Source organism: Neorhizobium sp. P1_A6, assembly GCF_056406795.1.
On sequence record NZ_JBFTZM010000017.1, the window covers coordinates 19,196 to 44,049 of the forward strand.

Sequence of the window (24,854 nt, forward strand, 5' to 3'; positions counted from 1 at the left end):
GGCTGCTGGTGGATTCGGGTATCCATGACGGGTCTCAAAATCGAAGCTGGAGAGCGCGCGTCGCGCCTTGACCAAGCCCTCTAAACTACGTTCCTGGCATCGTCGTCACCCGCAAGTATGATGTTGCTGTGTCTTCCGGCCAGTTAGCTGCGCTAAAGCTTCCGATTGCATATTTCCCGGTATTCCTGCCAATGTCCGGCCGGCAGAGGTGAACACGACGCGATTGTGCGCAGGGGGCGGCATGAGCAGACTGAGTGACGAAATATTGTCGTCGATCATCGGCGATATCTATGATTGCGCCTTGAGTCCGGAAGGCTGGACAGGCGTCATGACCCGCATCACGAGTACCATCGACGCTGCCTACACGACGATTGCCCTGACCAGCGTCAGGGACAGTCGAGGTCGATTTGCGGCGCAGTCTCCCTGGGATGCCGAGCAGTTGAGAGCGCTACAGGACTATGAGCTTGACGCGATACCTGGCCTAAGGGCCGCGGTCATCGGCGACATCGATCTGCCCCAGCGGACATTGTCTATCATCAGTGAAGGGGAACTGGAGCAATCCGCGTTCTTTCAGGAATGGGCAAAACCTCAAGGTTTGCGGGAGGCGTGCACGACGAAATTCGTCCATACGGCGGATCGGATCGGACTATTCAGTACCACGACCTGGGCGAATCGGCCGCCGATCAGTGATGAAGAACAGAGCTTTCTGGCTTTGCTTTCACCCCACCTGCGCCGCGCTTCGCTGATCGGCGATCTCCTGGACCACACGCGCGTCACCGCCGGCATATATCGCGGCGTGCTCGACAGCCTCGCTGTTCCCGTCATTCTCGCCGGAGCAGATGGTGCGATTCTTCATGCCAATGCCCATGCGGTAAAAATGCTCGACGAGAACAAACTTCTGCGCTCGCGAAGCGGCGTCCTTCAGGCTCACGCCCCTATGGTTTCACGCGCATTGCTGGACGCGATAGCGGCCGCGGCGCATGCGGACGCCTTTCTGGGTTCGCGCGGTATCGGTCTGCCAATTTCTGCCCCGGGACAGTCTCCGGCGGTCGCTTACGTCCTGCCGCTCAGCGAAGGCACTGCACGAGCGGCCTTCAGGCCTGCGTGCGCCGCCGTGTTCATATCGACCACCATCTCCGCTTCGCCGCCGCCTGAAGACGTGCTGATCGCCCTCTACGATCTGACGCCGGCGGAGGCGCGCGTCGTCCTGCAGATCGGCAGAGGATTGAGTTCAGCGCAATGTGCCGCCGCGCTTGCCATCAGCGGGAATACGCTAAAAACCCATCTCAGCCGGATCTATGCAAAGACCTCCACCTCACGTCAGGCCGATCTCGTCGCACTTGTGTCGACGATCTCGTCGCCAATCTTGCACGAGATGTCGTTGGCTGCGTCGGCCGGCACAACGTGATGGGATTGCGCCTGTGCGAGAGGCTGCTTCGTTGCTCGGTCGCCTCTAGGCTCGATCTCGCCGAATTGTCGTCGAGAAGGATCTGCTGTTGATTTCCGCTGAGAGCTGGCTCTGACGCACTTTTGCTGACGTACAGAACCCAGGACGCGCCAAATCAATCGTGCCTGTAGTAGATCGAGTTTTGCTCTCCCCATACATTTGATGGGATGGACGGCCCCTGCTTCCGCAACCGCAACCGCAACCGCAGTGCTAAATTCACCACCGTTGATTGTGCAACTACGGGAGCCATTCCCGATGCAAATTGTTACGATAGGCCTGGATATTGCGAAGAATGGCTTTCAATTCCATGGCGTTAACGCTGGGGTGAGGTGGTGCTGGATGATGTCCCAGGGAGTGGAGTAGCTCGTTCGATCGTCGCGCTTTCAGGTCAGGCCGGGAGCAGGTCAACTTGCGGCAGGCAAATTGATGGGCGGATCATCACTCATTGTGGCGATCGGACTGTTGTTCGGCGTCTCAAAGCACTCATCGGGCGCCAGGATTTCAAAATATGCTTACATCGTAGCCGAAACCTGCAGCAGATTCTAAAACCATATTTACACACCATAGCGAGCGTGTATTGTGGGGCATATACCACTATAAGTTTCCAGCGGCTGCGAGGCGCAGATTGACGACTTATGCCATTATTCAAGTATCTTCATGACGACGCATTTTTGATTTTTTCCCGTAAGCACCGTTATCTCTACGAAGAGTCGCTGCTTGAAGTATATGACCGTTGCTTCTCGACAGGCTCAACCTTCCCGACGCGCCAGGAACTGGTCCATGCGATCTATGATGTCGTTGGCCGACGGCCGGATTTGCTTCTGGATGCAGACGATCTCATCGAGGGCCTGCCGGAGGTCGTTTCGAAGGGGCGCCGCAGGCTGAAATTTGCCGGAACTGGCGGTGAGACCGGGGATCGAGTTCTGAAGGCCGCGCAACAGGTTTATCTGGGTCTCGTGCGCACCGGTTGGCTGGAAGAGGAAGAATACGGCCTGAAGATCACCGTCGATATGCCGATGGGAGCGCTCCTGGTCGTCCAGCGGCTTTCGAGCTTGAAGTCTGACGTCTCGCAGCGGTTCGGCGGTCTCGTGGTCCATATCAAGGCAAGCCTCGACCTGGTCGAAAATCTTTCGATCAAAAATCCCGATAAAGCGAGGTCGAGTGCGTTATATGCATTGCGCGAAGCGCGAGTTCAGGCGGATCAGTTCGTGAAGACGCTGCGGGCGATCTTGTCGGATCTCCGGCGTATTCGCAAAGCGCTGGTGGAGTCGGAAAACCTTCGCCAGAAGATGGACACCTATTTCGAGGAATTCATCGGCGAACTGATCCTGAAGGATTTTCAGGCGATCCTCACCTTTAATCACCCCTATCGTTTTCGCGACCAGATCGTGACGACAGCCCGCCGGATTTCCTATGCGCCGGACCTCCTTGCGATTGTCGCAGAGGGATATATCGAAATCGGGATCACGTCCGATATCCAGCAGGCCCGTGATGAGGCGGTCAGCGATCTCCTATCCATCGAAAGGACGTTCGATACCGTCGGAGAGATGTTCGACCGTATCGCACAATTTCGTCGGGCGCTGGAAATGCGGCTCAAGAACACGGTGAAATACGCTGAACAGGGAGAACGCGGACTTTCTTCACGGGCAAGGGCACTGGTGGCACGCATGGAAACGCTGCTGACAGCCGAGCCTGATCGTTATGTGGAGCCGACCGTTCCCTGCGAGGTTGCGCGAATCTTTGTGCCCTGGTCGCAAAAACAGCTTGCGCAGCAAAGGCAGGCGAGGTTGCCAATCGAAGCAAAGCCGCTCGCCAAGCGCCCTTATGATCCGGTCTATGAACTGCGAAAACGCATGCGAACAGACTATCTCGATCGAATTTCTCCATCGGCTGAACGCGTCAGCCAGTTTCTTGCGCGCATATCATCCCCCTATCACACCATCGAAGCGCGATTTGTCGAGCTTCGAAACATCGATGATTTCCTGGCCTTCGATGCGGCTCGGCGTTATGCGCTGACCCGCGATGTCCCCAGCCCCGTTTCCGACGAATTCGAGCTTGAGCATCTGCCCGAGAGCGAACCGCATGACTGCGAATGGCTTCGCTGCAGCAATTTCTCCATTCGCCGTCTGGGCGATCCTTCGCGTCGGGAGGCCTGATATGTTGAGCGAGTTCGAGCAGGTCGAGGCGACTTATGGTATCGACAAGGCGGCCGACCTGAGGAAGGCATGTCGCTATTTGTTGCGAAACCAGTTCGCCTATTCTGGAGATCGCGGTGCCGCGACCGTCTATAACACCCTGACCGACAATCGTTTCCGACGAATTATCGATGGGTTCTTCGATAGCATAGGTTATCGCGTCCATAAAAACGCGGAGGAGCAGTGGGTCGGTATCCTCTTCGATGATGACGATCCTTCCTCCGTTCCGAAAATGCGACTCGACGAAACGATCGTGGTGCTGGTGCTGGGCAGTCACTGGCAGGAGGAAGCGGATGTCGGCAACTTGCTCGATCGGGCAACTGCGGTCACCACCGTCAACGTGCTTCATGAACGCTACAGGGACATGCTGCAGAATACGGGCAAGCCCACGATCACGGCCAGCCGTTTCCTCGATTTGCTCAAGGAGGTCGCGGTTCGCAATCTCATCTCGATCGGAGACTTCGATTACGACGCTCAGGATCGGGAGGTTGTGATACGGCCGATGATCAAGTTCGTCAGCGGGGCCGATGTTCTCGCACGCCTTGAAAGCTATGTGACGGCGGAGGAACGGGGTATGCGCTCTCGTGCGATGCCGGCCGCCGGCGAGCTGCTCCGCGTCGATGTCTCTGCCGCAAAAGGTGATACTCCATGATGGAATTGCGGCGCATCACGTTGGTCAACTGGCATCTGTTCGATGTCGAGGATATCGAAGTTCAGGGCAATTTCGGCATTCTTGGCGAGAACCGGTCCGGGAAGTCGACGATCCTCGACATGATACAGGTCGTTCTGTCCGGGGCGAGCCGAAGTTATCTGAGACTGAACGCCGTCGCTGGGGAAGGGAGCAAGGCGCGCTCGGCATCGAAGCGCAGCGTGCTCAGCTACTGCCTGGGAACGCTGAATGACGGCGACGTCCGCCGCCCCGAGACGCTGACCTATATAGCGCTTGGTTTCGAGGATCGAGAAAAGCAGCATCCTCCGATCACAATTGGGCTTGCCATCGAAGCACGGCAAACCGACGCTGCGGAAACGATTCTCGGGCGCTTCGTGGTCATCGGCAAGCTGCTGACGACGGCGGACTTTACGGACAAGCGCGCTGACGGCATCTATGCCACGCAATGGGATGAGGTGAAGGCCCGGATCATTGCGTCCGTCGGCGACGCAAATTTTGTCAATCATCGCGACAAGGCAATCGACTTTGTCCGCGAGTATATGCGCCGGCTGGTGCCAAGCCTTCCCAATGCCGAGCAGAGCGCTTCCGCGCTGTTAAAAGCGGTCGTGAACGCGATGACGCTCAATCAGGGATATTCCGCGACCGAGTTCGTCCGACGGTTCATCCTTGAAGACAACCCCATCAACATCCGCGATTTGCGTAGTTCGATCGAAACCTATCGGAGCGTAAGCGCGACGATCGTGACCTTGCGCGAAAAGCTCGAGGCTCTCAAGGAGATGGGAGGGTTCATCGCTGCCTTCGAGGAGAGTTTGGGCCAGAAGGACCTGGAGAATTGGTTGGCGCGTCGGGCATGGTGGCTTGCTTCCCGTGCGGAAAATCGGGCTCTCAAAGAGCGGATTGCCGAAGCCAGGCGCTTTATCGACGCCGAGAAAGAGGACAGGGACCTCGCGATCGAGGGGATCAAGGATGCCGAACAAGAAATCGAGCGGCTAAGGAAAGCAATTGCCACGCACGAAGCGCAGTCCGGGCGCGATCAATGGCTGGAGGTCCTAAAGAGCCTCACGGCGGACAACGACCGCCTGAAGAAGGAGGTCGACAGGAGGCGCAAGTCGGCGATCGAGCTCGCCGACTTGACACAGGTGCTCGACGATACCGGTTTCATGAAAGCTTATTGCACCCGGGTCGCAGGGCCAGATGGCAAAGCTGACCGCGAAGCTATGCGAGATGCCGAGCAGAATTTCCGCACCCATGTCGTCGTCACCGTGGAGACGGTAGAGAGACGTCGTCGGGAGACGGCAGCGCAAATCGTGCTGCTGACAAAGGAAATTGCGGGTATTCGCCAGGTGCTGGACGAAGTGGATGAGCGGGGCTCTGCCGCATATCTCTCGCGTGAGACGAAACTCCTGCTGCGGCGGCTCGAAAGCAGGGGCATGGATGCCAGGCCATTTTGCGACTTGCTCGAAGTTGCCGATGCGAGTTGGACCGCTGCGGCAGAGGCGTTGCTGGGTCGCGACCGAGAAGCCGTGTTCGTTGAACGACACAATATTCGTGAAGCGACAGCGCTTTTCCGCGAAGGGCGCCGGGATTTTCAAGGCGCCTCCCTTGTTAGTCTGAACAAACTCGACGAATTCCGCGATGCGCCTCGACAGGGAACATTCCCAGCGCTCTTCCGGTCCGCCGATCCCGACGCTCGTGCCTTTCTTCAGCGCCGATATAGCAATGTGCGCCTCGCGTTGACGCTCGAGGAGTTCAATCAGCCGGGGCGCGCCATCATGCAGGATGGCCTTTATGACGATGGGCTTGTGCGTAGCCACAGAGCGGTCAATCCGCGCGATCACAAGATCGGCAGGGCAGCGCAGGCGGATCATCTCATCAACCTGAAGGAAGATTTTGCTCAAAAGGCAGACGTTTTGTCGGGCTTGCAGCGCGAAGAGAAACTTCTGACGCATGCCCTGGCAGCGCTTGATTTGCTGAAACGGCAGGATACGGACCGACTGGCGGACATGCTCGACAGCATCGACGATTGTGCGGAACGCATGCGGGATGCGCAAGAGCGGGTCGCGGCCATCGACGCGGCGGGCGACGATGGGCTCAAGGAACGGTTCCGCGCCCAGAAGGCGTTCCAGGATCGCAAGAAAGAGGAACTAAGGACGATCGACGAGCGCTCGCGCAAGTATCAGGTCGATGTAGAAGTCGGTGAGCGAGCTTTGAAGAGCGGCGAGGGAACGGAAGGTTCGGCCATGAATCTTTCTATTGCCAAAGCCCGCTATCGCACTCAGCGCAGATTGTACCAGTATCCGGAAGGCGGCGAGGCTTACCGTCAGAGGCTGGAGGCACTAAGGCGACGTTCTCACGATTCCGGGACAATGGGCCAATCCGCTCGCGACGAAGCAATGGCGCATCGCAAACTTGGTCAACAAGCGGCCGAGGCAACCGACCGCGCAGCCGACCGAAACCGCCGCGCGGAACTCGATGCGCGCCGTGCCCTCCATGACTATTTCAATAACCCCAAGTTCGGCGTGAGTTCACAGGTCGGGCCCGAGAGCGAATTGCTGGCCGACATAAAACCCTGGATGAACCTCTTGATCGAGGACATCGAGAGAAACGAATTAAGGCGCTACGAAGACAAGGCGAAGGAGGCATCGGAGCGGGCGGGAGTCCTATTCCGCGGTGAGTTCGTGAACGCACTTAATACGCGTGTTTCGAAGATGGAGAGGGACATAGAAGCGCTCAACCGCAGCCTCAGGGGGCACCCCTTCCACAATGAAATCTATTCGTTTCACAGGACTGCGGAGGCCCAGTTCCAGCCTATCCTGAAGATTATCGACATCAGTCGGATCTCGGACGAAGCGCTCGATACCCTTTTCAAGCCCAATGTTCCCGATGATTTTCAACACAAGGATACGATCAAGGCTGTCGAGCAATTGCTGGAAGATCCGGACAAGGATGTTTCGGCCTTTGAAGACTATCGGAACTTTTATGCCTTCGAAATCCACATGGAGGATGTTCACACCAAAGCTCGGACCCGGTGGGAGACGCGGCGGAATACCGGATCTGGTGCCGAGCAGCAGGTACCGCTCTATGTTGCCATCGGCGCTTCGCTCGCAGCCGTGTACGGCAGTGCCGTTTCGCATCGGGGCCAGAAGGGCATGTCGCCGGCACTGTTCGACGAAGCCTTTTCCAAGATGGATGGCAAAAATCAACGGGCGATGATGTCTTTTTATGCAGATCTCGGACTTCAGGTCGTTATCGCCGCCCCATTGGAAAAGAAGCCAGCCATTATCGGCTACATGCACAGCCTGGTCGAGATCGACCGCATCGACGAACAATCCTTCGCCAACGTCGTCTATATCGGCAAACGCGCCAGAGACGAAATTCTTGCGATGAATCCGGAAACGCTGAGTGATGCCGACATCGCCGCAAGGATGGCGGCGGAGTAAAGGTCGTGGCACGCGGTCGCAAATTTACCATCGCCGAAGATTTGCTGCAGGATTTGCTCGACCGTTTCGAGGACGGCACAGCCCAGCCCGTCGGTTATCCAGATCATGGCGGTTTTGCCGATATTACCGCCAGCGATGTTTTTATGAGGAAGATCGGCGAGGCAGAACGCCGAGGCGGTGTCGCACTTGTTTACGGTTCCGGTCGGAGGCGCGGAGAACTGAAACTGGTGAGGTTGACCGATGCGCGGCTGCTTTACGAATATCTCGACCGCACACCCAGCCACCAGACGGCATTGACCGTTGGAGAGGAAGTGCTCGGCGGATTGAACATCCACCCTGCCATTCGTGACGTTGCGTTATCGGCGGTCGAGGCATGGTCGCGAAACCGCAAATGGATCAATATTGGCGTCGAGAGTGCGGCCTCCATGCGAAATGCGGTCATCCTGGCTCAGGCGATTGTGGAGAAGCGCCACCTCGATCTGGATTATCGCACTTTCTCCAGAAGGATCGTCGCGGATAGCAAAGCGCTTGAAAAATTGGAGGGCGCTGTCCTGCGGTTGGTCGGGGCCGTCGTTGACGTCCCTCCTGCAAGCAGTGCGCGGGCGGCTTTCGCGACCCTTGGTCTAGAGCGCTTTAGCCCTCCGCTTTTGTTGTCCGGAAGGTTCCTGCTCGACGGCATCTCTGTCGGGGCATCGCTCTCCTATCTGGGCATCCCGCCGACCGAGATGATGCGGATAAACTTCAGCCGGCAGCCGGACTACGTTCTGACGGTCGAAAATTTTGCCAGCTTCAACCGGCATGTCTTAGAGGCGGACCCGAATGGATCGGGTCTCACGCTTTTCGTCGGTGGGTATCCTTCTCTGGCGGCTCAAAAAGCGATGGCGGTAGTTGCGTCAATGCTGCCTGATACCGTGCCATTCTTTCATTGGTCCGATATCGATGCGGACGGTACCTGGATCTTCAGGACAATCGAACGCGCGCTTGAGCGCAGATTGCGACCGCATCTTATGTCCCGTGAACTTGCGGAGGCGTTCGGTGTAGTTTCGATAGGGGCTTCGAAGCTGCGTCGTGGAGAGGCAGCGGGCTCGATGATTTCCGACCTTGTGGACTATCTTGCCCAGCCAGAGGCGAAGATCATGGAGCAAGAACAGATTGATCCCCAAATTCCAAACATTGTCGCGACATAGGCATGAATAGCCCACGTTCGTAGAGGGCATCCGCCGATCTCGCTGCGCGGGGTGAAAATCTCTCTTTCGAGGCGGCCGCAAGCCCCTATCTGGGCCGCCGTACGACGCGGACGTTGCCGCTGCTTCCGCCGCCGCAGAAAAATTGATCGGCGCCATCGGATTCGAGGCCCGACACACCGAGCCCGAGTGGCATTTCGAGCATTTCCAATGGCTCTCCCGTTTGGGGATCGATGCGTCTCACCTCGCCCTCGTCGCCTTCCCAGACGCCGTGCCAGAGTTCGCCGTCGACCCAGGTCACGCCGGTGACGACGCGGTTGGATTCGATGGTGCGGAGGATCCTGCCCGTATCGGGATCGACCTGATGGATTTTCCGGCCTCGATATTCGCCGACCCAGAGCGTTCCTTCGGCCCAGGCGAGACCGGAATCGCCACCATTTCCAGGTGCGGGAATCGTCGCGAGGATGGTGCCTGTTTTCGGATCGATCTTGTGGATACGGTCTTCGGCGATCTGAAACAGGTGTTCGCCGTCGAAAGCAGTCCCCGCATGCGCGGCGACATCGATCGAACGCACCGTCTCGCCGCTCGCCGGATCGAAGGCGTTCAGCTTGTCTCCCGAGGCAAACCAGACGTGCCGGCCATCGAAGGTGACGCCATGTACGTCATTTATCCCAGGGAAGGGGCCGTATTCTCGGATTATTTCGGCTTGAGATTTTTTCATGGGCCCATCCTAATCGTTCGGCAGCGGACTGGGGAGTAACAAGATTGTCGGGAAGCCCGGCACGGACGGAGCCATCCACCGACGCGCCCGCCCCTGGCCGAACCACTGCACCTTGCCGGCTGCCAAAAGCTGGTCCAGCGCCCGCTGCACGGTGCGGGAACTCGCGCCAAGTGCGATCGCCAGCGCCGAGCTCGACCACGCTTCGCCGTCGGCAAGCAAGGCGAGCACCGCCGCATGCTGCTCGTCCACGGGCGGCGCCAGTACGACGATGTCGGCATTTCCATGTGGTGACAGCGCAAAGCCCCTCTTGGTCGCGGTGACGTTCGCCAGCGTCTGGAGCTCGACACGCAGCCGGCCAATTTCGACCCGCAGGCGGGCGCGATGCGATTCGTCCGCGTGCCTGGCCCGGAAGGCGCGGTAGAGTAGCGTGCTTCTCGGCACATCGCCTGGCCAGGCCTCACCCAGAGCGCGGGCGAGCGCGAACAATATCGGCCGCGACGAGAGCGAGATAATCGTGTCTCCGGTCCGCACGACGTTGCGGCATGCGTCGACCACCAGCGCGCCGGAGGCGAGGAGGGTTTCGACCTCCTCCAGCAGCAGCGGACGTTCCTCGCCTCGTGCAATCAGGCGTACAGCAGGCGTCTTCAGGACGAGCGACGCGGTTTCGACCTCCGCCGTCATTGCCGGAATGTCGGCTTCCCGTGCGGCCTGCTCTGCGCGGCCCAGCGCGGCGCGTGCCGCTTTCGTCCGGAGGCGGCGGATCGCAACGCCGGCGACAACCAGCTCATAGGCAGCCCTCGACGCCGGCGGAAGCGGCGGCGGCGCGAAGCCCGCGAGCAGGTGCTCGGCCTCGTCGAGGCGACCGATCAGCAGCAGGCGCCGGACCTCCAGATTGAACGCATGTGCGGCATTCACCCGGTCACCATGCGCTTCAAGCACCGCCCGGGCTGCGTCGAGTGCTTTCACCGGCCAGGTCAGATCGCGGGAGACGAGCGCGATCTCCGCCTCGGCGACGACACATCTGGCGCGCGCCATCGTCTCTTTGGGGCCGAACGCGCGAGTGGCTCTTTTGAGGAGAGCCTTCGCTCGGACGAGCTCGCCGAGCTGCGCCATGGCGATGCCTCTAAGTGCGAGTGCCGGCGCATCCTCGCGCAGCGCCACCCGCTTCAAGGCACCAAGGGGATCGCCCGAGGCGAGCGCACGCGCCGCGGCGGTGATCAGCGAGTCCATCGGAATCCCGTCACACTTGTCACTCTCACCATTCGATATCCGGCCCTAGTCTATCCCACGACCACCAAGCTGCATTCCAACAAACAGGAGGTTGATATGCAAAATCAAGTCGTTTCGCCGGAAGAATGGTTGAAGGCTCGCCTTGATCTGCTCGCTGCGGAGAAGGAATTCACCCGCCAACGGGATGCGCTGACGCGCCGCCGGATGGCGATGCCCTGGGAACGGGTCGAAAAACCCTATCGGTTCGAGGGGCCGAATGGCGAGCTTTCCCTGGCGGATCTTTTCGACGGGCGGTCGCAATTGATCGTCTATCATTTCATGTTCGGTCCCGACTGGGAGGAGGCATGCAAGTCCTGTTCCTTCTGGGCCGACAATTTCAACGGCATCCCGATCCATCTCAACCATCGCGACGTGACCTTCGTCGCCATCTCGCGGGCTCCGCTTGCCAAGATCGACGCCTACAAGAAACGCATGGGCTGGAACTTCCCGTGGTTCTCCTCAAACGGCGGCGATTTCAATTTCGACTATCAGGCGTCGGTGAGGCCGGAAGATCTGCCCAAGGGCGTGGCCTATTACAATTACGAGGTCCAGCCGAGCAACGCATCCGAAGAAGTGGGTATCAGCGTCTTCTGCAGGAACGACAGCGGCGAGGTATTCCACACCTATTCCTGCTATTCGCGCGGCGTCGACATGCTCAACGGCGCCTACCATTTTCTGGATCTCGTGCCCAAGGGCCGCAACGAGGACGAATTCCGGTTCCCGATGGCGTGGCTGCGCCGGCACGACCAGTATTGAGGCAGCCTTTGGCCAGTCTTGACAGGAACCGGAGCCGACTCGGTCGATCCGGCTCAGGCAGTTAACGTTCTGACATGCCGGCATTTCACGGCTGCACGCAGGCAACTTCATCGCCGCGCGACCGGCTGCCGGACACTGCAAAATGGAGATAAAAATGACCAATATTCAATATCGGTGGATCATCGTGGCGGCTGGCGGCCTTCTCGGCTGCCTCGCCATCGGATCGATGTTTTCCCTGCCCGTTTTCCTCATGCCCATCTCGCGCGAGACCGGATGGTCGGTCACCGGCGTTTCGAGCGCCATGACCATCGGGTTTGTCGCGATGGCATTCGCCAGCATTGCCTGGGGCAGCCTTTTCGATCGCTGGGGACCTCGCCCCATCGTTCTCGCCGGCTCGATTCTGCTCAGCGTCAGTCTTGCATCGGCAAGCATGACGACATCGTTGGTGGCATTCCAGCTCATCTTCGGACTTGCCGTCGGCACGGCGATCGCGGCAATCTTCGCACCGATGATGGCCTGCGTCACAGGCTGGTTCGACACGCATCGAAGCCTCGCGGTCTCGCTGGTTTCGGCCGGCATGGGCATGGCGCCGATGACGATGTCGCCTTTCGCGGCTTGGCTGGTGTCGATCTACGACTGGAGAACATCCATGCAGATCATCGCGATACTCGTGGCAGTCGTGATGATCCCCGTCTCCCTGCTCGTCCGGCGCGCGCCGGCTTTGGAGAGCGGCAATACCGCCGCATCGCCGGGGGAAGATCCTCAGTCCTCCATGTCGACGCGGCAGGTCTTGAGATCGCCCCAGTTCATCATCCTGCTGCTCACCAATTTCTTCTGCTGTGCCACCCATTCGGGGCCGATCTTCCACACCGTGAGCTATGCGGTGACCTGCGGAATTCCGATGATAGCCGCCGTGTCGATCTACAGCGTCGAAGGCCTGGCAGGCATGGGTGGCCGCGTCGTGTTCGGCATTCTCGGAGACCGGTTCGGTGCCAAGCAGGTGCTCGTTCTCGGTCTGCTGGCCCAGGCGTTCGGCGCGCTGGCCTATGTTTTCGCACAAGGTCTCGGGTCATTCTATACAGTCGCCGCCCTGTTCGGCTTCATCTATGCCGGTGTCATGCCGCTCTATGCGGTGATCGCTCGCGAGAATTTCCCGATGCGGATGATGGGCACGGTGATCGGCGGGACAGCAATGGCCGGCGGCCTGGGCATGGCGACCGGCCCCCTGGCCGGAGGACTGATCTACGACACGCTCGCCAGCTACACATGGCTCTATGTCGGCTCCTGGGGTATCGGCATCGGCGCCTTCCTGATCGCCTTGACCTTCAAGCCTTTTCCGAAGGGTCGACAGGCGGTGCCGGCCCTCGACGCCGCCTGATGCCCCGGCGAGCAGCAGTGATCCCGACGAGGCGAAGCCAGGGCGGGATATCGGCTGCGAGGAGATGGAAGACCCTGCTGCGGGTTTTGCGACGAAGGCGCCTTGTTTTTTGAGATCTGCGTTCTCTATAGATGGGGACGGCGAGGTTTTTTCCGAATGCAAAGCAATGAGATCGCGGCTCTGATCAATCGCGTGGCGATGGGTGATCGCAAAGCGTTCGCCTCGTTGTATAATGCGACGAGTCCGAAACTATTTTCGATCTGCCTGCGTATCTTGAAAGACAGGTCCGACGCGGAAGAAGCGCTCCAGGAAATCTATGTCAGGGTCTGGCAGCGCTCCAGGACTTTTGCCGTGGATACCGGTTCGCCCCTCGCCTGGTTGGCGGCAATCGCGCGCAATCATGCGATCGACATCCTGCGGGCCAGGAAACCTGTCGCCGAAGACCTTGATGCCGCTTACGACCTTGCCGATGACGGCACGCTCGATCCCGAACAGCAGGTGGCCAATGCGGATGAAGGCCGTCGCATCGACAGGTGCATGCAGGAGCTGGATTCCGCGCATGCACGTGCAGTTCGACGTGCCTATGTGGAAGGTTTGAGTTATCTTGAACTGGCGGAAGAATTGAAGGTACCGTTGAATACGGTGCGCACGTGGCTGCGCCGGAGCCTTCTCAAGTTGAGAGAGTGCATGGAGCGATGACGTCGGGCGAACAAAGTCAGGGCAGGCGGCCGCAGGATGAGATCCTGGCCGGCGAATATGTGCTCGGCGTTCTCTCACTCGAGGCTCGCCGCGCCGTTGAACAGCGGATCGCCAATGATCGCGCGTTTGCTCGGATCGTCGAACGGTGGCAGGCGGATCTTGCCTCCTTCAACGACGACTACGAGGACGTGGCGCCGCGCCCGGTGGTTTTTGGCCGGATAGAAACCCGTCTCTTCGGTCCTGCCCGGGTTGCCGCCCCCTCGTGGGATCTGTGGAATTCCGCGCTGTTCTGGCGATGGTTCGCGCTCGGCACGTCGGCGGTTGCTGTCGCTGCGGTGTTTTATGCGTCGGGTGTGATTCCAAGGCCGCAGGGAGCCGCTCCGCTGGTGGCGGAATTGTCCTCGACCAATGAGCAGATCAACTTGCTCGCGTCCTATGATGCCGGAAACGGCCGATTGCGGATCGTGCCGGTCGCGGCCGGCGGACGCGAAGAAAAATCGCTGGAGCTCTGGCTCGTGCCCGGAAGCGGCGATCCGCGTTCCCTCGGCGTGTTCCAGCCGGATCGGGCCGGCGAGCTCGTCATTCCCACAGATCTGCGCGGCAACATGGCCGAAGGCGCGACGCTTGCCGTCAGCCTCGAACCGTTCGGCGGTTCACGGACCGGTCTGCCCACCGGCCCGGTCGTGGCAAGCGGTGCCGCCCACCGACCATGACGGCGAAAGCTGAAGGTCAGGCCGCAGTCTCGCCGATATCCCAATAGAGCCCGGCCATCATCGCGAGGCCCTCCCGGACGATCGAGATCGGCAGATGCTCGTTCGGCGCATGCTGCAGGCAGCCGGGATAGGAATGGGGAATCCAGATCGTCGGTAGGCCGAGCAGATCGGAAAAGATGTTATTCGGCAGCGAGCCGCCGAGATTGGGCAGGATTGCCGGCGGGGTGCCGAGCGTCTTCTCGATTGAGGCGACAACGCGGCTGACCCAGGGATGATCGGGATCAAGGCGGCTCGCGAGGAAGATCGCGTCGGTCGGGTCCTTGACCACCACCCGGTCATAACCCRCATCCATCAGCGCTTTGCGGACGGCGGGGACCACCGCATCCGGATCGACGCCGACCGGGAAGCGGAGCTGCATGCGGGCACGGGCTTTTGGCGGGATGGCGTAGAGCGGCTGGGCGAGGTTGCCGCATTCCATTTCCATCACCTCGAAGGAACTCCAGGCAAACACCTTCTCCTCTGGCGTCAGACCCGGCTCGCCCCACCACGGTTCGATCGGCGGATCGCCGGCGGCGGGCGTGATGTGGCAATCCTTGAGCGCGGTGCGGACGTTTTCCGGAATCGAGCCCGGTGTCATCTCGGGCACTTTGATCTGGCCGGTGCGGCCGACGAGCGCGGTGATCGCGTGGCAGAGTTCGATGCCGGGATTGGAGAGGATGCCGCCCCAGTTGCCAGAATGCTGGAAACTTTCGCGTGCATTGATTTCCAGGTGGAAGGACATGCCGCCGCGGGCGCCGAGAAAGATCGTTGGCCGTTCGAGGGCAAGGCGTGGGCCGTCCGAGGCGATGAAGACGTCCGCCTTCAGCTCGTCGCGATGCGCCGCGCACATTTCCTCCAGCCCCAGCGAGCCGGATTCCTCGCCCATCTCGATCAGGTATTTGAGGTTGAAGCCGAGCGAACCTTTTGTCGCGAGCAGTGCCTCGACGGCGGCGAGGTTCACCGCGTGCTGGCCCTTGTTGTCGGCCGTGCCGCGGCCATACCAGGCGCCGTTCCTTTCGGTCATCTCGAAGGGCGAGAGGCCGGCCTCCCACTGGCCGTCGAGACCGGCGACGACATCGCCATGGCCGTATTGCAGGACGGTCGTGAAGCGCGGGTCTTCGATGCGTTCGGCGATCAGGAACGGGCCGGGAGCTCTATCGTTTTCGTAGATCTTCGTCGTGAAGCCAAGCCGTTCGAAAAACGGCTGCATATCCTCGGTGACATAGCGCCAGAGGTCGGGCTTGTTGGCCGCGACGCGGCTGGCAGACGGGATCGCCACGCGTTTGCGCAGCGTGGCTTCAAATGAGCCGTCATCGAGATAACCGACGGCCTTGTCGATCGTTGCTTGGCGGGAGGCAGGGGTCATCGCGGCATCCTTGGAAACTCAGGCCGTCCTGGCCTTCACGGCGGGAAAGACCGTCGCGTTCGACAGGTCGAGATCGAAATGGCAGCGGAACATGCCGCCTGCCTCGGTCGCCTTCTGTGGCGGCACGGTATTGCGACAGATGTCCTGCGCGAAGGGACAGCGGGTATGGAAACGGCAGCCGGCGGGTGGGAAGGCCGGGTTCGGCAGTTCGCCGGCAATCGGGTGCAGCGAGCGGTCGCTGGTATCCATGTCGGGCGCGGCATCGATGAGTAGGCGGGTATAGGGATGGCGCGGCTTGCGGAACAGTTCTTCCGACGTCGCCTCCTCGACCAGCTCGCCGAGATACATGACGCCGATCCGGTCGGCCATGATGCGCACGACCGAGAGATTGTGGGTGATGAACAGGCTGGTGAGGTGCAGGTTCTTCTGCAGGTCGCGGAGCAGATTGAGGATCTGCGCCTGCACCGACACGTCGAGCGCGGACGTCGGCTCGTCGAGGATCAGGAATTCGGGCTCACCGGCAAGCGCCCGGGCGATGCAGATGCGCTGCCGCTGGCCTCCTGAAAACTCCTGCGGGTATTTTTCGGCGTCCGCTGCGGAAAGGCCGACCTGGACCAGCAATTCGTCGACGCGGGCGCGGATCGCGGCGCGGCCCTGGCGGAGCTTATGGACGCGGATCGGCTCGGCGATGATGTCCTCGATCGTCCAGCGGCCGTTGAGCGAGGAATAGGGATCCTGGAAGATCATCTGCAGCCGCGGCTTGTTGCCGGATGCATTGGGCGGAAAGCTGATCTCGCCGGATGTGGGCGCCATCAGGCCGGAGACGAGGCGCGCCAGCGTGGACTTGCCGCAGCCGCTTTCGCCAACCAGGCCCATGGTATCGCCATGGCGGACGGTGAGGCTGACGTCGCTGACGGCCTTGGTGCCGCCGGTCTCGTTCTTCTTCAGCCGCTCGAGGAGGCTCTGGTTGCGGCGATAGACCTTGCTGACGTGATTGAGGATGAGGAAATCGGAAGCGCTCATGCGGGCACCCTTTCCAGCGGGTGGAAGCAGGAAAAGGCAGAGCTTTCATCCTGATAAAGCGGCGGTATGGTCGCGCGACAATCGCCTTCCGCCTTGAAACAGCGCGGATTGAAGGCGCAGCCGGGTGGAACTGCCCCGAGCCCCGGCATGGCGCCGGGGATCTGGTCGAGCCGCATCTCGCCGGTGGCAGACGGCATCGGCGTCGCGCGGATCAGGCCGCGGGTATAGGGATGTTTTGGCGCATTGAACAACTCGCCGACCGGGCTGATCTCGGCGACGCGGCCGGCATAAAGCACCGCGACGCGATCGGCCATCTTGGCGATGACGCCAAGGTCGTGGGTAATCAGCATCATGCTGACATTGCTTTCACGGTGCAGGTCGCGCAGCAGTTCGAGGATATGCGCCTGGACGGAGACGTCGAGCGCCGTAGTCGGCTCGTCGGCGATGACCATTACCGGGTCGGCGCAAAGTGCAAGAGCGATCACCACGCGCTGCCGCATGCCGCCGGAAAGCTGGTGCGGGAAACGTTTGAACTGAACGTCCGGATTGGGCAGGCCGACACGATCGAGCCAGTCGAGCGCTCGTTTCCTCGTCTGGCTGCCGCTGAGTTTCAGGTGTGCCTGGATGGTGTCGCAGAGCTGCTGACCGATCGTGATGACTGGGTTGAGGCTGGTCATTGGGTCCTGGAAAACGAACCCGATCCGGCCACCACGCACGCCGCGCATCGCCTTTGGGGACAACTGGTCGAGCCGTTCCCCGGCAAGGGTGATGGTGCCGCCGGTGCGTTTCAGCGGCGGCACGAGAAGGTCGATGATCGCAGCGCCAGTGATCGACTTGCCAGCACCGGATTCTCCGACGATACCGAGCACTTCGCCGGGATTGACGAAAAAGGAGACCTTGTCGAGCGCGGTCACCAGCCCTCCGTCGCGGTTGATGGTGACGGTGAGGTCTCGGACGTCGAGGAGGGGAGCGGTAGCGTTGATCATGAGCGGCCCCGCAGGCGCGGATTGTAGACGTCGCGCAGGTGGTCGCCGAGGATGTTCACCGAGACGACGAAGAGGACGAGGATTAGGCAGGGCCAGACCGAAATCCACCATTCGCCGGACTGTAGGAAATTGTTGCCGTTGCGGATCAGCGTGCCGAGAGAGGGCGAGGTGACCGGAATGCCGATGCCGAGGAAACTCAAGGTCGCCTCGGTGATGATGGCGATGCCGAGATTGATGGTGGCGATGACCAGGACCGGGGCCATGACGTTCGGCAGGATATGCAGGACGATGATCGCGACATTGCTGCGGCCGGTGATGCGGGCGGCCGAGACATAGTCCTGGTCGCGCTCGATCATGACTGAAGAGCGGATGGTGCGGGCATACTGGACCCAGAATGCGATGCCGATGGACATCACGACGATGGTGATCGCGGTGCCGACGCTGCGCTCGGTGCCGAGCACCGCGCGGGCGGCGCCATCGATGATCATCGCCAGCAGCAGGGCGGGATAGGCGAGCTGCACGTCCGCGACGCGCATGATGAAGGCGTCGACCCTGCCGCCGACGAAACCGGCGATCAGGCCGAGGCTGCCACCGAGGACGAGGCCGATGGTGACCGACAGGAAGCCGACGATGATCGAGGTGCGCATGCCATAGGCCATGGCGGTGATCAGGTTGCGGCCCTGGTCGTCTGTGCCGAGCGGGAAATCAGCTGACCCGTCCGCCATCCATGCCGGCGGAATGAAACTGTCCAGCACCGACATGCCGGAGAATTCGAACGGGTTCAGCGAGAACAGCGGCACTACGAAGGCATAGACCAGCAGGGCCAAGATCGTGACGGCACAGAAAGTGGGGCCGGGTGCCCTGCGCATGGCGCGCAGAAGCTTGGCGCCCCTGCTGCGGCGAACGGGGCCGGCTACCGGGGTGTTGACGACAGGCGTCATGATTGCCTCCTCAACACACGGGCGTCGATCAGCGGATAAAGCAGCTCGACGACCAGATTGATGACCATGAAGACCAGGCCGACGAAAATCAGGTAGATGGCGATGACCGGAATGTCGGCGCCCTGGATCGATTGCAGGAAGAGCGAGCCGAGGCCCGGCCAGGCGAAGACGTTTTCGGTGACCACCGAAAAGGCGATGATGTTGCCGAGCTGCAGGCCGAGCATGGTGATGACCGGCAGCAGCGTGTTCTTGATCGCATAGACATACCAGATGCGCGCTTCCGACAGGCCGCGGGCGCGGGCAAAGCGGATGTGCTCGCTCTGGCCGACTTCCATCAGCTGGGTGCGCAGCATGCGGATGATGAAGGCGACCTGGAAGGTGGAAAGCGTCGCTGCCGGCAGGAGGATCGCCCGCCAGCCGGAGACGGTGAGGAGCCCGGTCTTCCAGAAGCCGAGATCGACCACCGTGCCGCGCCCGAACGACGGGAGCAGGCCGAGTTGGACGGAAAATACCGCGATCAGCAGGATGCCCACGACGAAGTTCGGAAGCGTGATGCMGGCCGTGGAGATCAGCATGATGAAGCGGCCGAACAGCGAATTCGGATTGACGCCGCAATAGATGCCGGCCGGCACTCCGACCACGATCGTGATCAGCAGGCTGACGAAGGCGAGCTCGACGGTCGCGGGAAGGCGTTCCGCGATCAGGTTGGCGACCGGCTCCTGTGTGCGATAGGAAAAGCCGAAATCGCCCCGCAGCATGTTGCCGATGAAATGCAGGAAGCGCGTCCAGAGGGGCTGGTCGAGGCCGAGCTTGGCGATCAGTTCCAGCCGCTCGTTGACGGTCGCGTCGGCGGAGAGGAGGGCCGCCAGCGGGTCGCCGATATTGGCGACCAGCAGGAAGGCGATGAAGCTGATCACCAGCAGGACGATGATCGTCTGCACGATCCGTGACGCGGCATAATTCAGCACAACAAATTCCTTAGCAGCAGCTATCCCCGAGCCGGTCGAGGAAGGTGGCGCATTTCTCGAGCTCGGAGATCGCGACCGATTCGTCCGGCTGATGGGCATCGGCGATATCCCCCGGACCGATGACGACCGAAGGGATGCCGGCGATCTGGAAAATGCCCGCTTCCGTGCCATAGGAAACATAGCGGGGTTCGGTGCGGCCGAGAAGCGCCAACAATTCCGCGTCGAGCGCCGGATCGTTGTTGGGTTTGAGGCCGGGGATGCTGGCCTGGACGTCGAAGACGATGCCGCAGGACGGATCGATCGCCTTCATGGCCGGTTCGAGCTTTTCGGCGGCAAAACGCTTCATGTGGTCCAGCACTTCATAAGTATTCTGACCCGGAATGAGGCGCATTTCCCAGAAGAATTCGCAGCTTTCGGAGACGATATTGCCGTGCAGGCCGCCCCTGATGACGGTGACCTGGGTCGTCGAATAGGGCGGATCCAATCCTTCGAACTGCGGGCCGTTGCGCATGTCCTCGCGGATGCGGTTGATTTCGGCGATCATGTCGCCGGCGACCATGACTGCGTTGACGTAGCGGTCAGGCTGGGAGGAATGGCCCGGTTTGCCCTTGATGCGGCACCAGCCGATCAGGCCGCCCTTGTGGGCCGCAATCATGTCCATGCTGGTCGCTTCGCCGATGACGGCAAGGCGCGGCTTCAGGTCGCTCTGGCCCACCCATTCGGCCATCGAGCCGACGCCGGTGCAGCCGACCTCCTCGTCATAAGAAAAGGCGAGGTGGACGGGCTTCTTGAGGTTCTTGGCGGCAATGCCGGGCACGGCTGCCAGGCAGCAGGCGAGAAAGCCCTTCATGTCGGTGGCGCCGCGACCAATCAGGCGGCCGTTCGCTTCCCTCAGTGTCCACGGATCGCCGGTCCAGGCCTGGCCTTCGGTCGGCACCACATCCGTATGGCCGCTGAAAATGATGCCGCCGGGCGCTTCCGGGCCGATCGTGATCAGCGTGTTTGCCTTGTCGCCCTCGGGGTTGGCAAAGCGCCGGACACGCCCGCCGAAGGGGGCGGTCTGGGCTTCGATATATTTGATCAGGTCGAGATTGGAGACGGCGCTGACCGTGGGATAAGAAACGAGGCTGGCAAGCTGCCTCGTTATATCGGATGCAATGGTCATTACTTCACCGTGAAATAACGCAGCGGATAGGCAAGGTCGGCCGGCTGGACGACGGTGACGTTGTCCTTGACGCCCCAGAGAATGTTCAACTGGTGGAGCGGAATGAAGGCGGCATCGGCCTTCATGAGCTTGAAGGCCTGGGTGATATAGCCGGTGCGCTTGGCCTGGTCGGTCTCCTTGCCGATCAGGTCAATCAGCTTGTCGACTTCCGGATTGGAATAGCCGCCGATGTTGAAGGCGCCGAGGCCGCTCTTGGGATCGCGGGTGGCGGCGATCGAGGTCAGGAAGATGTGCGCGTCATAGGTGGCCGGCGAATAACCGAGCATCGCCATGCTGGTGTTGTATTCCGGAGGGTTGACCTGGGTCGCCCACTTGGCGGTCGGCTGGGCGCGCGGATCGACCTTGATATTGATGCGGGCAAGCGAGGCGGCGACAGCAAGGCAGGTCGCTTCGTCGTTCATGAAACGGTCGCTGGTGCAATCGAGCGTGACGGAGAAGCCGTTTTCGTAGCCGGCTTCCTTCATCAGCGCCTTGGCCTTGTCGACGTCGGGCTTGACCGGCGCGCCGAGGGCTGCGTCGAAACCGTTGACCTCCTTGCCGATCGGCAGGCCGACCGGGACAGAGAAGTTGCGCATGATGCGCTTCTGGATCGCGCCGGTATCGATCGCCAGTTCCATGGCCTGGCGGACCTTCAGGTCCTTGAAGGGGTTCTTGGTCTTTTCGCTGCCGAAGATCAGGCTGTCGCGGGCGACATCGGGCTGGATGTAGATGGTGCGAAGGTCGGGACCCGCCTGCATGTGCAGTTTCGCATCGTTCTCGATGCGCTCGGCATCCTGCGGCGGCACGCCGTCGATCATGTCGACTTCGCCGGAGATGAGGGCGGATACGCGGGTCGACGGATTGGGGATCACGAAGAACGTCGCGTTGTCGACATTGCCGGTCTTCTTGTCCCACCAGCCAGGGTTCGGCGCAAAGACCGTCTTCACGCCCGGATCCCGTTCCTTGATGACGTAGGGGCCGGTGCCCATGGCATTGCGGTTGGCAAACGTCTCGGTGGCGTTGTTGGCGGCACCCGGCTGAACCGTGTTGTTCGCCTCGGCCCATTCCTTGTCCATGATGTACCAGTTGGTGATCTGGTTCGGCAGGATCGGGTTGATGGCGCGGGTCTTGATGCGGATCTTGTGGTCGTCGACCTTCTCGATCGAGGCAATCGAATTGAGGTTCGCCTTGATGCCGCCGGCCTGACCGCGGGTCAGCGAGAAGATGACGTCATCGGCGGTAAACGGGTTCCCGTTCGAAAATTTCACGTCCTTGCGGAGATTGAATTCCCAGGTCGTGCCGTCCGTCTGCTTCCATTCGGTTGCCAGTGCCGGTTCGATCTTCTGCTCGGCGTTACGGCGCACAAGCGGCTCGTAGACATTGGCAAGAACAGCGAAGATCAGCGTGTTCGAAACCGCATGGGGATCGAGCGTATAGGCATCGAGTGGACCGGCGAACTTGAAATCCGCCGCCTGGGCCATGCTTCCAAGCGGGCCGGCAATCGCGGCTGCAGCGATGGTGCCCAGCAGCATCTTACGTTTGAATGCAGAAAACGGGAAAGGCATCATGATCTCCTAAGCGCGCCACGAGACAGTCGGAATACGGGACAACGATGCGGAAGATATTTTATGGTTAAAATATCTCGACGGAATGGGCTCTGGAAGTGCGAGCATGCAGCGTTCCCTGTCATTGTTTGGAGATGCCTACTTGCGAGGCTTGGGCAAACAATAGGCGAATTAAGGAAACATGCAAGCATGTTTGATCAAATGAGCGTAACTCTTTTGGATGGGTAAATCGCGGGCATGCGGCAGCGCTTCCGCACCCCTTGGTGGATCAAGATACTACAGATATTTCAGCCCGTTAGATCATAACTCCGCTTGGCGGCGCTCAAGTCCTGGCAAACATTGGGCCGCCCTTGTGAGCCGGGAAGCCGTAGCCATTGATCATCACCAGGTCGATATCGCTGGCTCGCGCGGCGATCCCTTCCGTCAGCAATGCCTCGCCTTCCAGAGCCATCGCGGCAAGCATCCTTTCGACAATCGCTCTCTTTGAGAATGCGCGTGGGCTGATGCCCTTTTTGGCCCGAGCGGCTTCTATGATTGCGGTGACCTCCGGGTCGATGGTGCGCTTGCCCTCCGTATAAGCGTACCAGCCGCGACCGGTTTTCTGGCCCAGGCGACCCGCCTCGCACAGCGTATCGGCAATTTCGACGTAGCGTGCCGAGGGATCGCGGGTCGCCGCTTGCCGTTTGCGGCGGGCCCAGGCGATTTCGAGGCCGGCCATGTCGTAGACGGCGAACAGGCCCATGGGAAAACCGTAGTCTTCCAGCGCAGCATCGACCTCGTGCGGCAGGGCGCCGTCTTCCAGCAGGAACTCGGCTTCGCGGCGATAGGCGGAAAAGATGCGGTTGCCGATGAAGCCTTCGGTGACGCCGGTGACGACCGGCAGCTTGCGCAGTTTCTTGGCGACCGCCAGCCCTGTCGCCAGCACATCCGGTGCGGTCTTCGCACAGCGAACGACTTCCAGCAGGCGCATCACATGGGCGGGCGAAAAGAAATGCAGGCCGAGCATCCGTTCCGGATGGGTGGTTGCGGCGGCGATCTCGTCCGGGTTCAGGTAGCTGGTATTTGTCGCCAGCACGGCATCCGGGCGGATGACCTTGTCGAGACGCCGGAAGAGGTCGGTCTTGACCGCGAGATCGTCGAACACGGCTTCGACGACGAGATCGCAAGGGGCGAGATCGACATCTTCCACTGTCACGGAAAGGCGCGCCTTCTGAGCCTCCAACCCGGGCTGGTCGAGGCGGCCCGAGGCAACATTGCGTTCCAGCAGGCCGATGATGCGCTGGCGGCCCTTTTCAGCGGCTTCCGACGTTTGATCGAGGCCGATCACTGAATAACCGGCGCCAAGAGCGGCGACGGCAATGCCGCTGCCCATCAGGCCAAGGCCGCAGATGCCGATCGTCTCGACCGGGCGAGGTTTGACGCCTTGCAGGCCCTCGACCTTCGAGGATTCGCGTTCGGCGAAGAAGACATGGCGAAGGGCCGCCGACTCGCGGCTGTCGCGGAGTGTGAGGAAGGTGGCACGTTCGTCCGCCAGACCTTCGGCAAGCGGGCGATTGGACGTAGTGACAAGCCGGACAGCTTCCGCGGGTGCCTTCTGGCCGCGCGCCTTCGCGAGAATTTTGACCGAGGCTTTTTCGATTTCGGCCGGATCGGCGGCGGCGACATTCAGCTCACCGGTGCGGCGGAGAGGTTTGCCGGCCAGCGCCAATGCCACGGATATTGCGGCCTCGACGAGATCGCCCGCGGCTACCTCGTCGATGATCCCGAGCTTCAGGGCTTCCTCGGCCTTCACCGAACGTCCCGAGGTGATGAGGTCGAGTGCTGCCGGAATGCCGATCAGGCGCGGCAGGCGTTGCGTTCCACCGGCGCCAGGCACGATGCCGAGTTTGACTTCCGGCAGGCCGACCTGTGCGGCCGGCGAGGCAATGCGATAGTGGCAGGCAAGCGCCACTTCGAGACCGCCGCCGAGCGCTGCGCCATTGAGCGCCGCGACGACCGGCTTCGACAGGCCTTCGATCTTCTCGATGACATCAGGTAGGGTCGGTTCCATGGCGGGCTTGCCGAATTCCTTGATGTCGGCACCGCCGATGAACGTCTTTCCGGCGCCGGTGATAACGACACCGGTCACATCTGGGGCCGTTTCTGCGTGGGCGAGCGCTTTCTCAAGCCCGCTGCGGACATCGACGGAGGTGGCGTTGACCGGCGGATTGTCGATCGTGACGACCAGAACTCCGTTGCGGGTCATGGTTGATACCGTGGCGGAAAATTCGATCGTCTCGTTCATGATCTG

The 24,854-nt window shown here is 60.8% G+C and carries 19 protein-coding genes; 9 read left to right on the forward strand and 10 right to left on the reverse strand.

Annotated elements, in window-relative coordinates:
* Nucleotides 1–241 precede the first annotated feature (241 nt).
* The 5 genes from AC1D3C_RS25350 to AC1D3C_RS25370 all read left to right on the forward strand — a co-directional run bounded on the left by AC1D3C_RS25350 (nucleotide 242) and on the right by AC1D3C_RS25370 (nucleotide 8,939).
* Nucleotides 242–1,408, forward strand: a complete 1,167-nt coding sequence (locus AC1D3C_RS25350; RefSeq protein WP_477484816.1) for a helix-turn-helix transcriptional regulator — start codon at nucleotides 242–244, stop codon at nucleotides 1,406–1,408.
* A gap of 710 nt (nucleotides 1,409–2,118) precedes the next feature.
* Nucleotides 2,119–3,603: a Wadjet anti-phage system protein JetA family protein gene (locus AC1D3C_RS25355; protein WP_477484817.1), complete on the forward strand. Its 1,485-nt coding sequence runs from the start codon at nucleotides 2,119–2,121 to the stop codon at nucleotides 3,601–3,603.
* A 1-nt stretch (nucleotide 3,604) separates the two neighbouring features.
* Entirely contained in the window at nucleotides 3,605–4,294 is a 690-nt protein-coding gene (locus AC1D3C_RS25360) for a DUF4194 domain-containing protein (protein ID WP_477484818.1), read from the forward strand.
* Nucleotides 4,291–7,752, forward strand: coding sequence for an SbcC/MukB-like Walker B domain-containing protein (locus AC1D3C_RS25365; protein ID WP_477484819.1), 3,462 nt, complete (start codon nucleotides 4,291–4,293; stop codon nucleotides 7,750–7,752). Before AC1D3C_RS25360 ends, AC1D3C_RS25365 begins: the two co-directional genes overlap by 4 nt.
* A gap of 5 nt (nucleotides 7,753–7,757) precedes the next feature.
* Nucleotides 7,758–8,939, forward strand: coding sequence for a Wadjet anti-phage system protein JetD domain-containing protein (locus AC1D3C_RS25370; RefSeq protein WP_477484820.1), 1,182 nt, complete (start codon nucleotides 7,758–7,760; stop codon nucleotides 8,937–8,939).
* A gap of 85 nt (nucleotides 8,940–9,024) precedes the next feature.
* Here AC1D3C_RS25370 and AC1D3C_RS25375 read toward each other — a convergent pair whose 3' ends face one another.
* On the reverse strand, nucleotides 9,025–9,657 hold the full coding sequence (locus AC1D3C_RS25375; RefSeq protein ID WP_477484821.1) for a Vgb family protein: 633 nt from the start codon (nucleotides 9,655–9,657) through the stop codon (nucleotides 9,025–9,027).
* Nucleotides 9,658–9,666: 9 nt separating this feature from the next.
* The gene (locus AC1D3C_RS25380; RefSeq protein WP_477484822.1) at nucleotides 9,667–10,887 is read right to left on the reverse strand and encodes a helix-turn-helix domain-containing protein; all 1,221 of its coding nucleotides are present in this window, start codon (nucleotides 10,885–10,887) and stop codon (nucleotides 9,667–9,669) included.
* Nucleotides 10,888–10,983: 96 nt separating this feature from the next.
* Between AC1D3C_RS25380 and AC1D3C_RS25385 the strand changes: the two genes are divergently transcribed.
* The 4 genes from AC1D3C_RS25385 (at nucleotide 10,984) to AC1D3C_RS25400 (ending at nucleotide 14,472) form a co-directional block, all read left to right on the forward strand.
* Nucleotides 10,984–11,682 carry a DUF899 domain-containing protein gene (locus AC1D3C_RS25385; RefSeq protein WP_477484823.1) on the forward strand — a complete coding sequence of 233 codons (699 nt, stop codon included), beginning with the start codon at nucleotides 10,984–10,986 and terminating at the stop codon, nucleotides 11,680–11,682.
* Between the two features lie 154 nt (nucleotides 11,683–11,836).
* The gene (locus AC1D3C_RS25390) at nucleotides 11,837–13,060 is read left to right on the forward strand and encodes an MFS transporter (protein ID WP_477484824.1); all 1,224 of its coding nucleotides are present in this window, start codon (nucleotides 11,837–11,839) and stop codon (nucleotides 13,058–13,060) included.
* 156 nt (nucleotides 13,061–13,216) lie between these two features.
* Nucleotides 13,217–13,759 carry a sigma-70 family RNA polymerase sigma factor gene (locus AC1D3C_RS25395; RefSeq protein ID WP_038547017.1) on the forward strand — a complete coding sequence of 181 codons (543 nt, stop codon included), beginning with the start codon at nucleotides 13,217–13,219 and terminating at the stop codon, nucleotides 13,757–13,759.
* Nucleotides 13,756–14,472 (forward strand): anti-sigma factor, encoded by a 717-nt coding sequence (locus tag AC1D3C_RS25400; RefSeq protein ID WP_477484825.1) that lies wholly within the window; start codon nucleotides 13,756–13,758, stop codon nucleotides 14,470–14,472. The genes AC1D3C_RS25395 and AC1D3C_RS25400 overlap by 4 nt, the downstream gene beginning before the upstream one ends.
* Nucleotides 14,473–14,488: 16 nt before the next feature.
* Here AC1D3C_RS25400 and AC1D3C_RS25405 read toward each other — a convergent pair whose 3' ends face one another.
* The 8 genes from AC1D3C_RS25405 to AC1D3C_RS25440 form a co-directional block, all read right to left on the reverse strand.
* A complete protein-coding gene (locus AC1D3C_RS25405) occupies nucleotides 14,489–15,877 on the reverse strand; it encodes a M20 family metallopeptidase (RefSeq protein WP_477484826.1) in 1,389 nt (462 codons plus the stop codon).
* Between the two features lie 18 nt (nucleotides 15,878–15,895).
* On the reverse strand, nucleotides 15,896–16,900 hold the full coding sequence (locus AC1D3C_RS25410) for an ABC transporter ATP-binding protein (protein WP_477484827.1): 1,005 nt from the start codon (nucleotides 16,898–16,900) through the stop codon (nucleotides 15,896–15,898).
* Nucleotides 16,897–17,886: an ABC transporter ATP-binding protein gene (locus tag AC1D3C_RS25415; RefSeq protein ID WP_477484828.1), complete on the reverse strand. Its 990-nt coding sequence runs from the start codon at nucleotides 17,884–17,886 to the stop codon at nucleotides 16,897–16,899. Before AC1D3C_RS25415 ends, AC1D3C_RS25410 begins: the two co-directional genes overlap by 4 nt.
* Nucleotides 17,883–18,827, reverse strand: coding sequence for an ABC transporter permease (locus tag AC1D3C_RS25420; RefSeq protein ID WP_477484829.1), 945 nt, complete (start codon nucleotides 18,825–18,827; stop codon nucleotides 17,883–17,885). Before AC1D3C_RS25420 ends, AC1D3C_RS25415 begins: the two co-directional genes overlap by 4 nt.
* Nucleotides 18,824–19,795, reverse strand: a complete 972-nt coding sequence (locus tag AC1D3C_RS25425) for an ABC transporter permease (protein WP_477484830.1) — start codon at nucleotides 19,793–19,795, stop codon at nucleotides 18,824–18,826. Before AC1D3C_RS25425 ends, AC1D3C_RS25420 begins: the two co-directional genes overlap by 4 nt.
* Nucleotides 19,796–19,805: 10 nt before the next feature.
* On the reverse strand, nucleotides 19,806–20,960 hold the full coding sequence (gene argE, locus AC1D3C_RS25430; RefSeq protein WP_477484831.1) for an acetylornithine deacetylase: 1,155 nt from the start codon (nucleotides 20,958–20,960) through the stop codon (nucleotides 19,806–19,808).
* Nucleotides 20,960–22,567 carry an ABC transporter substrate-binding protein gene (locus AC1D3C_RS25435; RefSeq protein ID WP_477484832.1) on the reverse strand — a complete coding sequence of 536 codons (1,608 nt, stop codon included), beginning with the start codon at nucleotides 22,565–22,567 and terminating at the stop codon, nucleotides 20,960–20,962. The genes argE and AC1D3C_RS25435 overlap by 1 nt, the downstream gene beginning before the upstream one ends.
* A gap of 319 nt (nucleotides 22,568–22,886) precedes the next feature.
* The gene (locus tag AC1D3C_RS25440; RefSeq protein ID WP_477484833.1) at nucleotides 22,887–24,848 is read right to left on the reverse strand and encodes a 3-hydroxyacyl-CoA dehydrogenase NAD-binding domain-containing protein; all 1,962 of its coding nucleotides are present in this window, start codon (nucleotides 24,846–24,848) and stop codon (nucleotides 22,887–22,889) included.
* Nucleotides 24,849–24,854 lie beyond the last annotated feature (6 nt).

Bases quoted from the DNA above. Each gene is read 5' to 3' on its own strand.
- AC1D3C_RS25350 (WP_477484816.1), top strand. From the start codon at position 242: ATGAGCAGACTGAGTGACGAAATATTGTCGTCGATCATCGGCGATATC.
- AC1D3C_RS25360 (WP_477484818.1), top strand. From the start codon at position 3,605: ATGTTGAGCGAGTTCGAGCAGGTCGAGGCGACTTATGGTATCGACAAG.
- AC1D3C_RS25365 (WP_477484819.1), top strand. From the start codon at position 4,291: ATGATGGAATTGCGGCGCATCACGTTGGTCAACTGGCATCTGTTCGAT.
- AC1D3C_RS25375 (WP_477484821.1), bottom strand. From the start codon at position 9,657: ATGAAAAAATCTCAAGCCGAAATAATCCGAGAATACGGCCCCTTCCCT.
- AC1D3C_RS25380 (WP_477484822.1), bottom strand. From the start codon at position 10,887: ATGGACTCGCTGATCACCGCCGCGGCGCGTGCGCTCGCCTCGGGCGAT.
- AC1D3C_RS25385 (WP_477484823.1), top strand. From the start codon at position 10,984: ATGCAAAATCAAGTCGTTTCGCCGGAAGAATGGTTGAAGGCTCGCCTT.
- AC1D3C_RS25390 (WP_477484824.1), top strand. From the start codon at position 11,837: ATGACCAATATTCAATATCGGTGGATCATCGTGGCGGCTGGCGGCCTT.
- AC1D3C_RS25395 (WP_038547017.1), top strand. From the start codon at position 13,217: ATGCAAAGCAATGAGATCGCGGCTCTGATCAATCGCGTGGCGATGGGT.
- AC1D3C_RS25400 (WP_477484825.1), top strand. From the start codon at position 13,756: ATGACGTCGGGCGAACAAAGTCAGGGCAGGCGGCCGCAGGATGAGATC.
- AC1D3C_RS25410 (WP_477484827.1), bottom strand. From the start codon at position 16,900: ATGAGCGCTTCCGATTTCCTCATCCTCAATCACGTCAGCAAGGTCTAT.
- AC1D3C_RS25415 (WP_477484828.1), bottom strand. From the start codon at position 17,886: ATGATCAACGCTACCGCTCCCCTCCTCGACGTCCGAGACCTCACCGTC.
- AC1D3C_RS25420 (WP_477484829.1), bottom strand. From the start codon at position 18,827: ATGACGCCTGTCGTCAACACCCCGGTAGCCGGCCCCGTTCGCCGCAGC.
- argE (WP_477484831.1), bottom strand. From the start codon at position 20,960: ATGACCATTGCATCCGATATAACGAGGCAGCTTGCCAGCCTCGTTTCT.
- AC1D3C_RS25435 (WP_477484832.1), bottom strand. From the start codon at position 22,567: ATGATGCCTTTCCCGTTTTCTGCATTCAAACGTAAGATGCTGCTGGGC.
- AC1D3C_RS25440 (WP_477484833.1), bottom strand. From the start codon at position 24,848: ATGAACGAGACGATCGAATTTTCCGCCACGGTATCAACCATGACCCGC.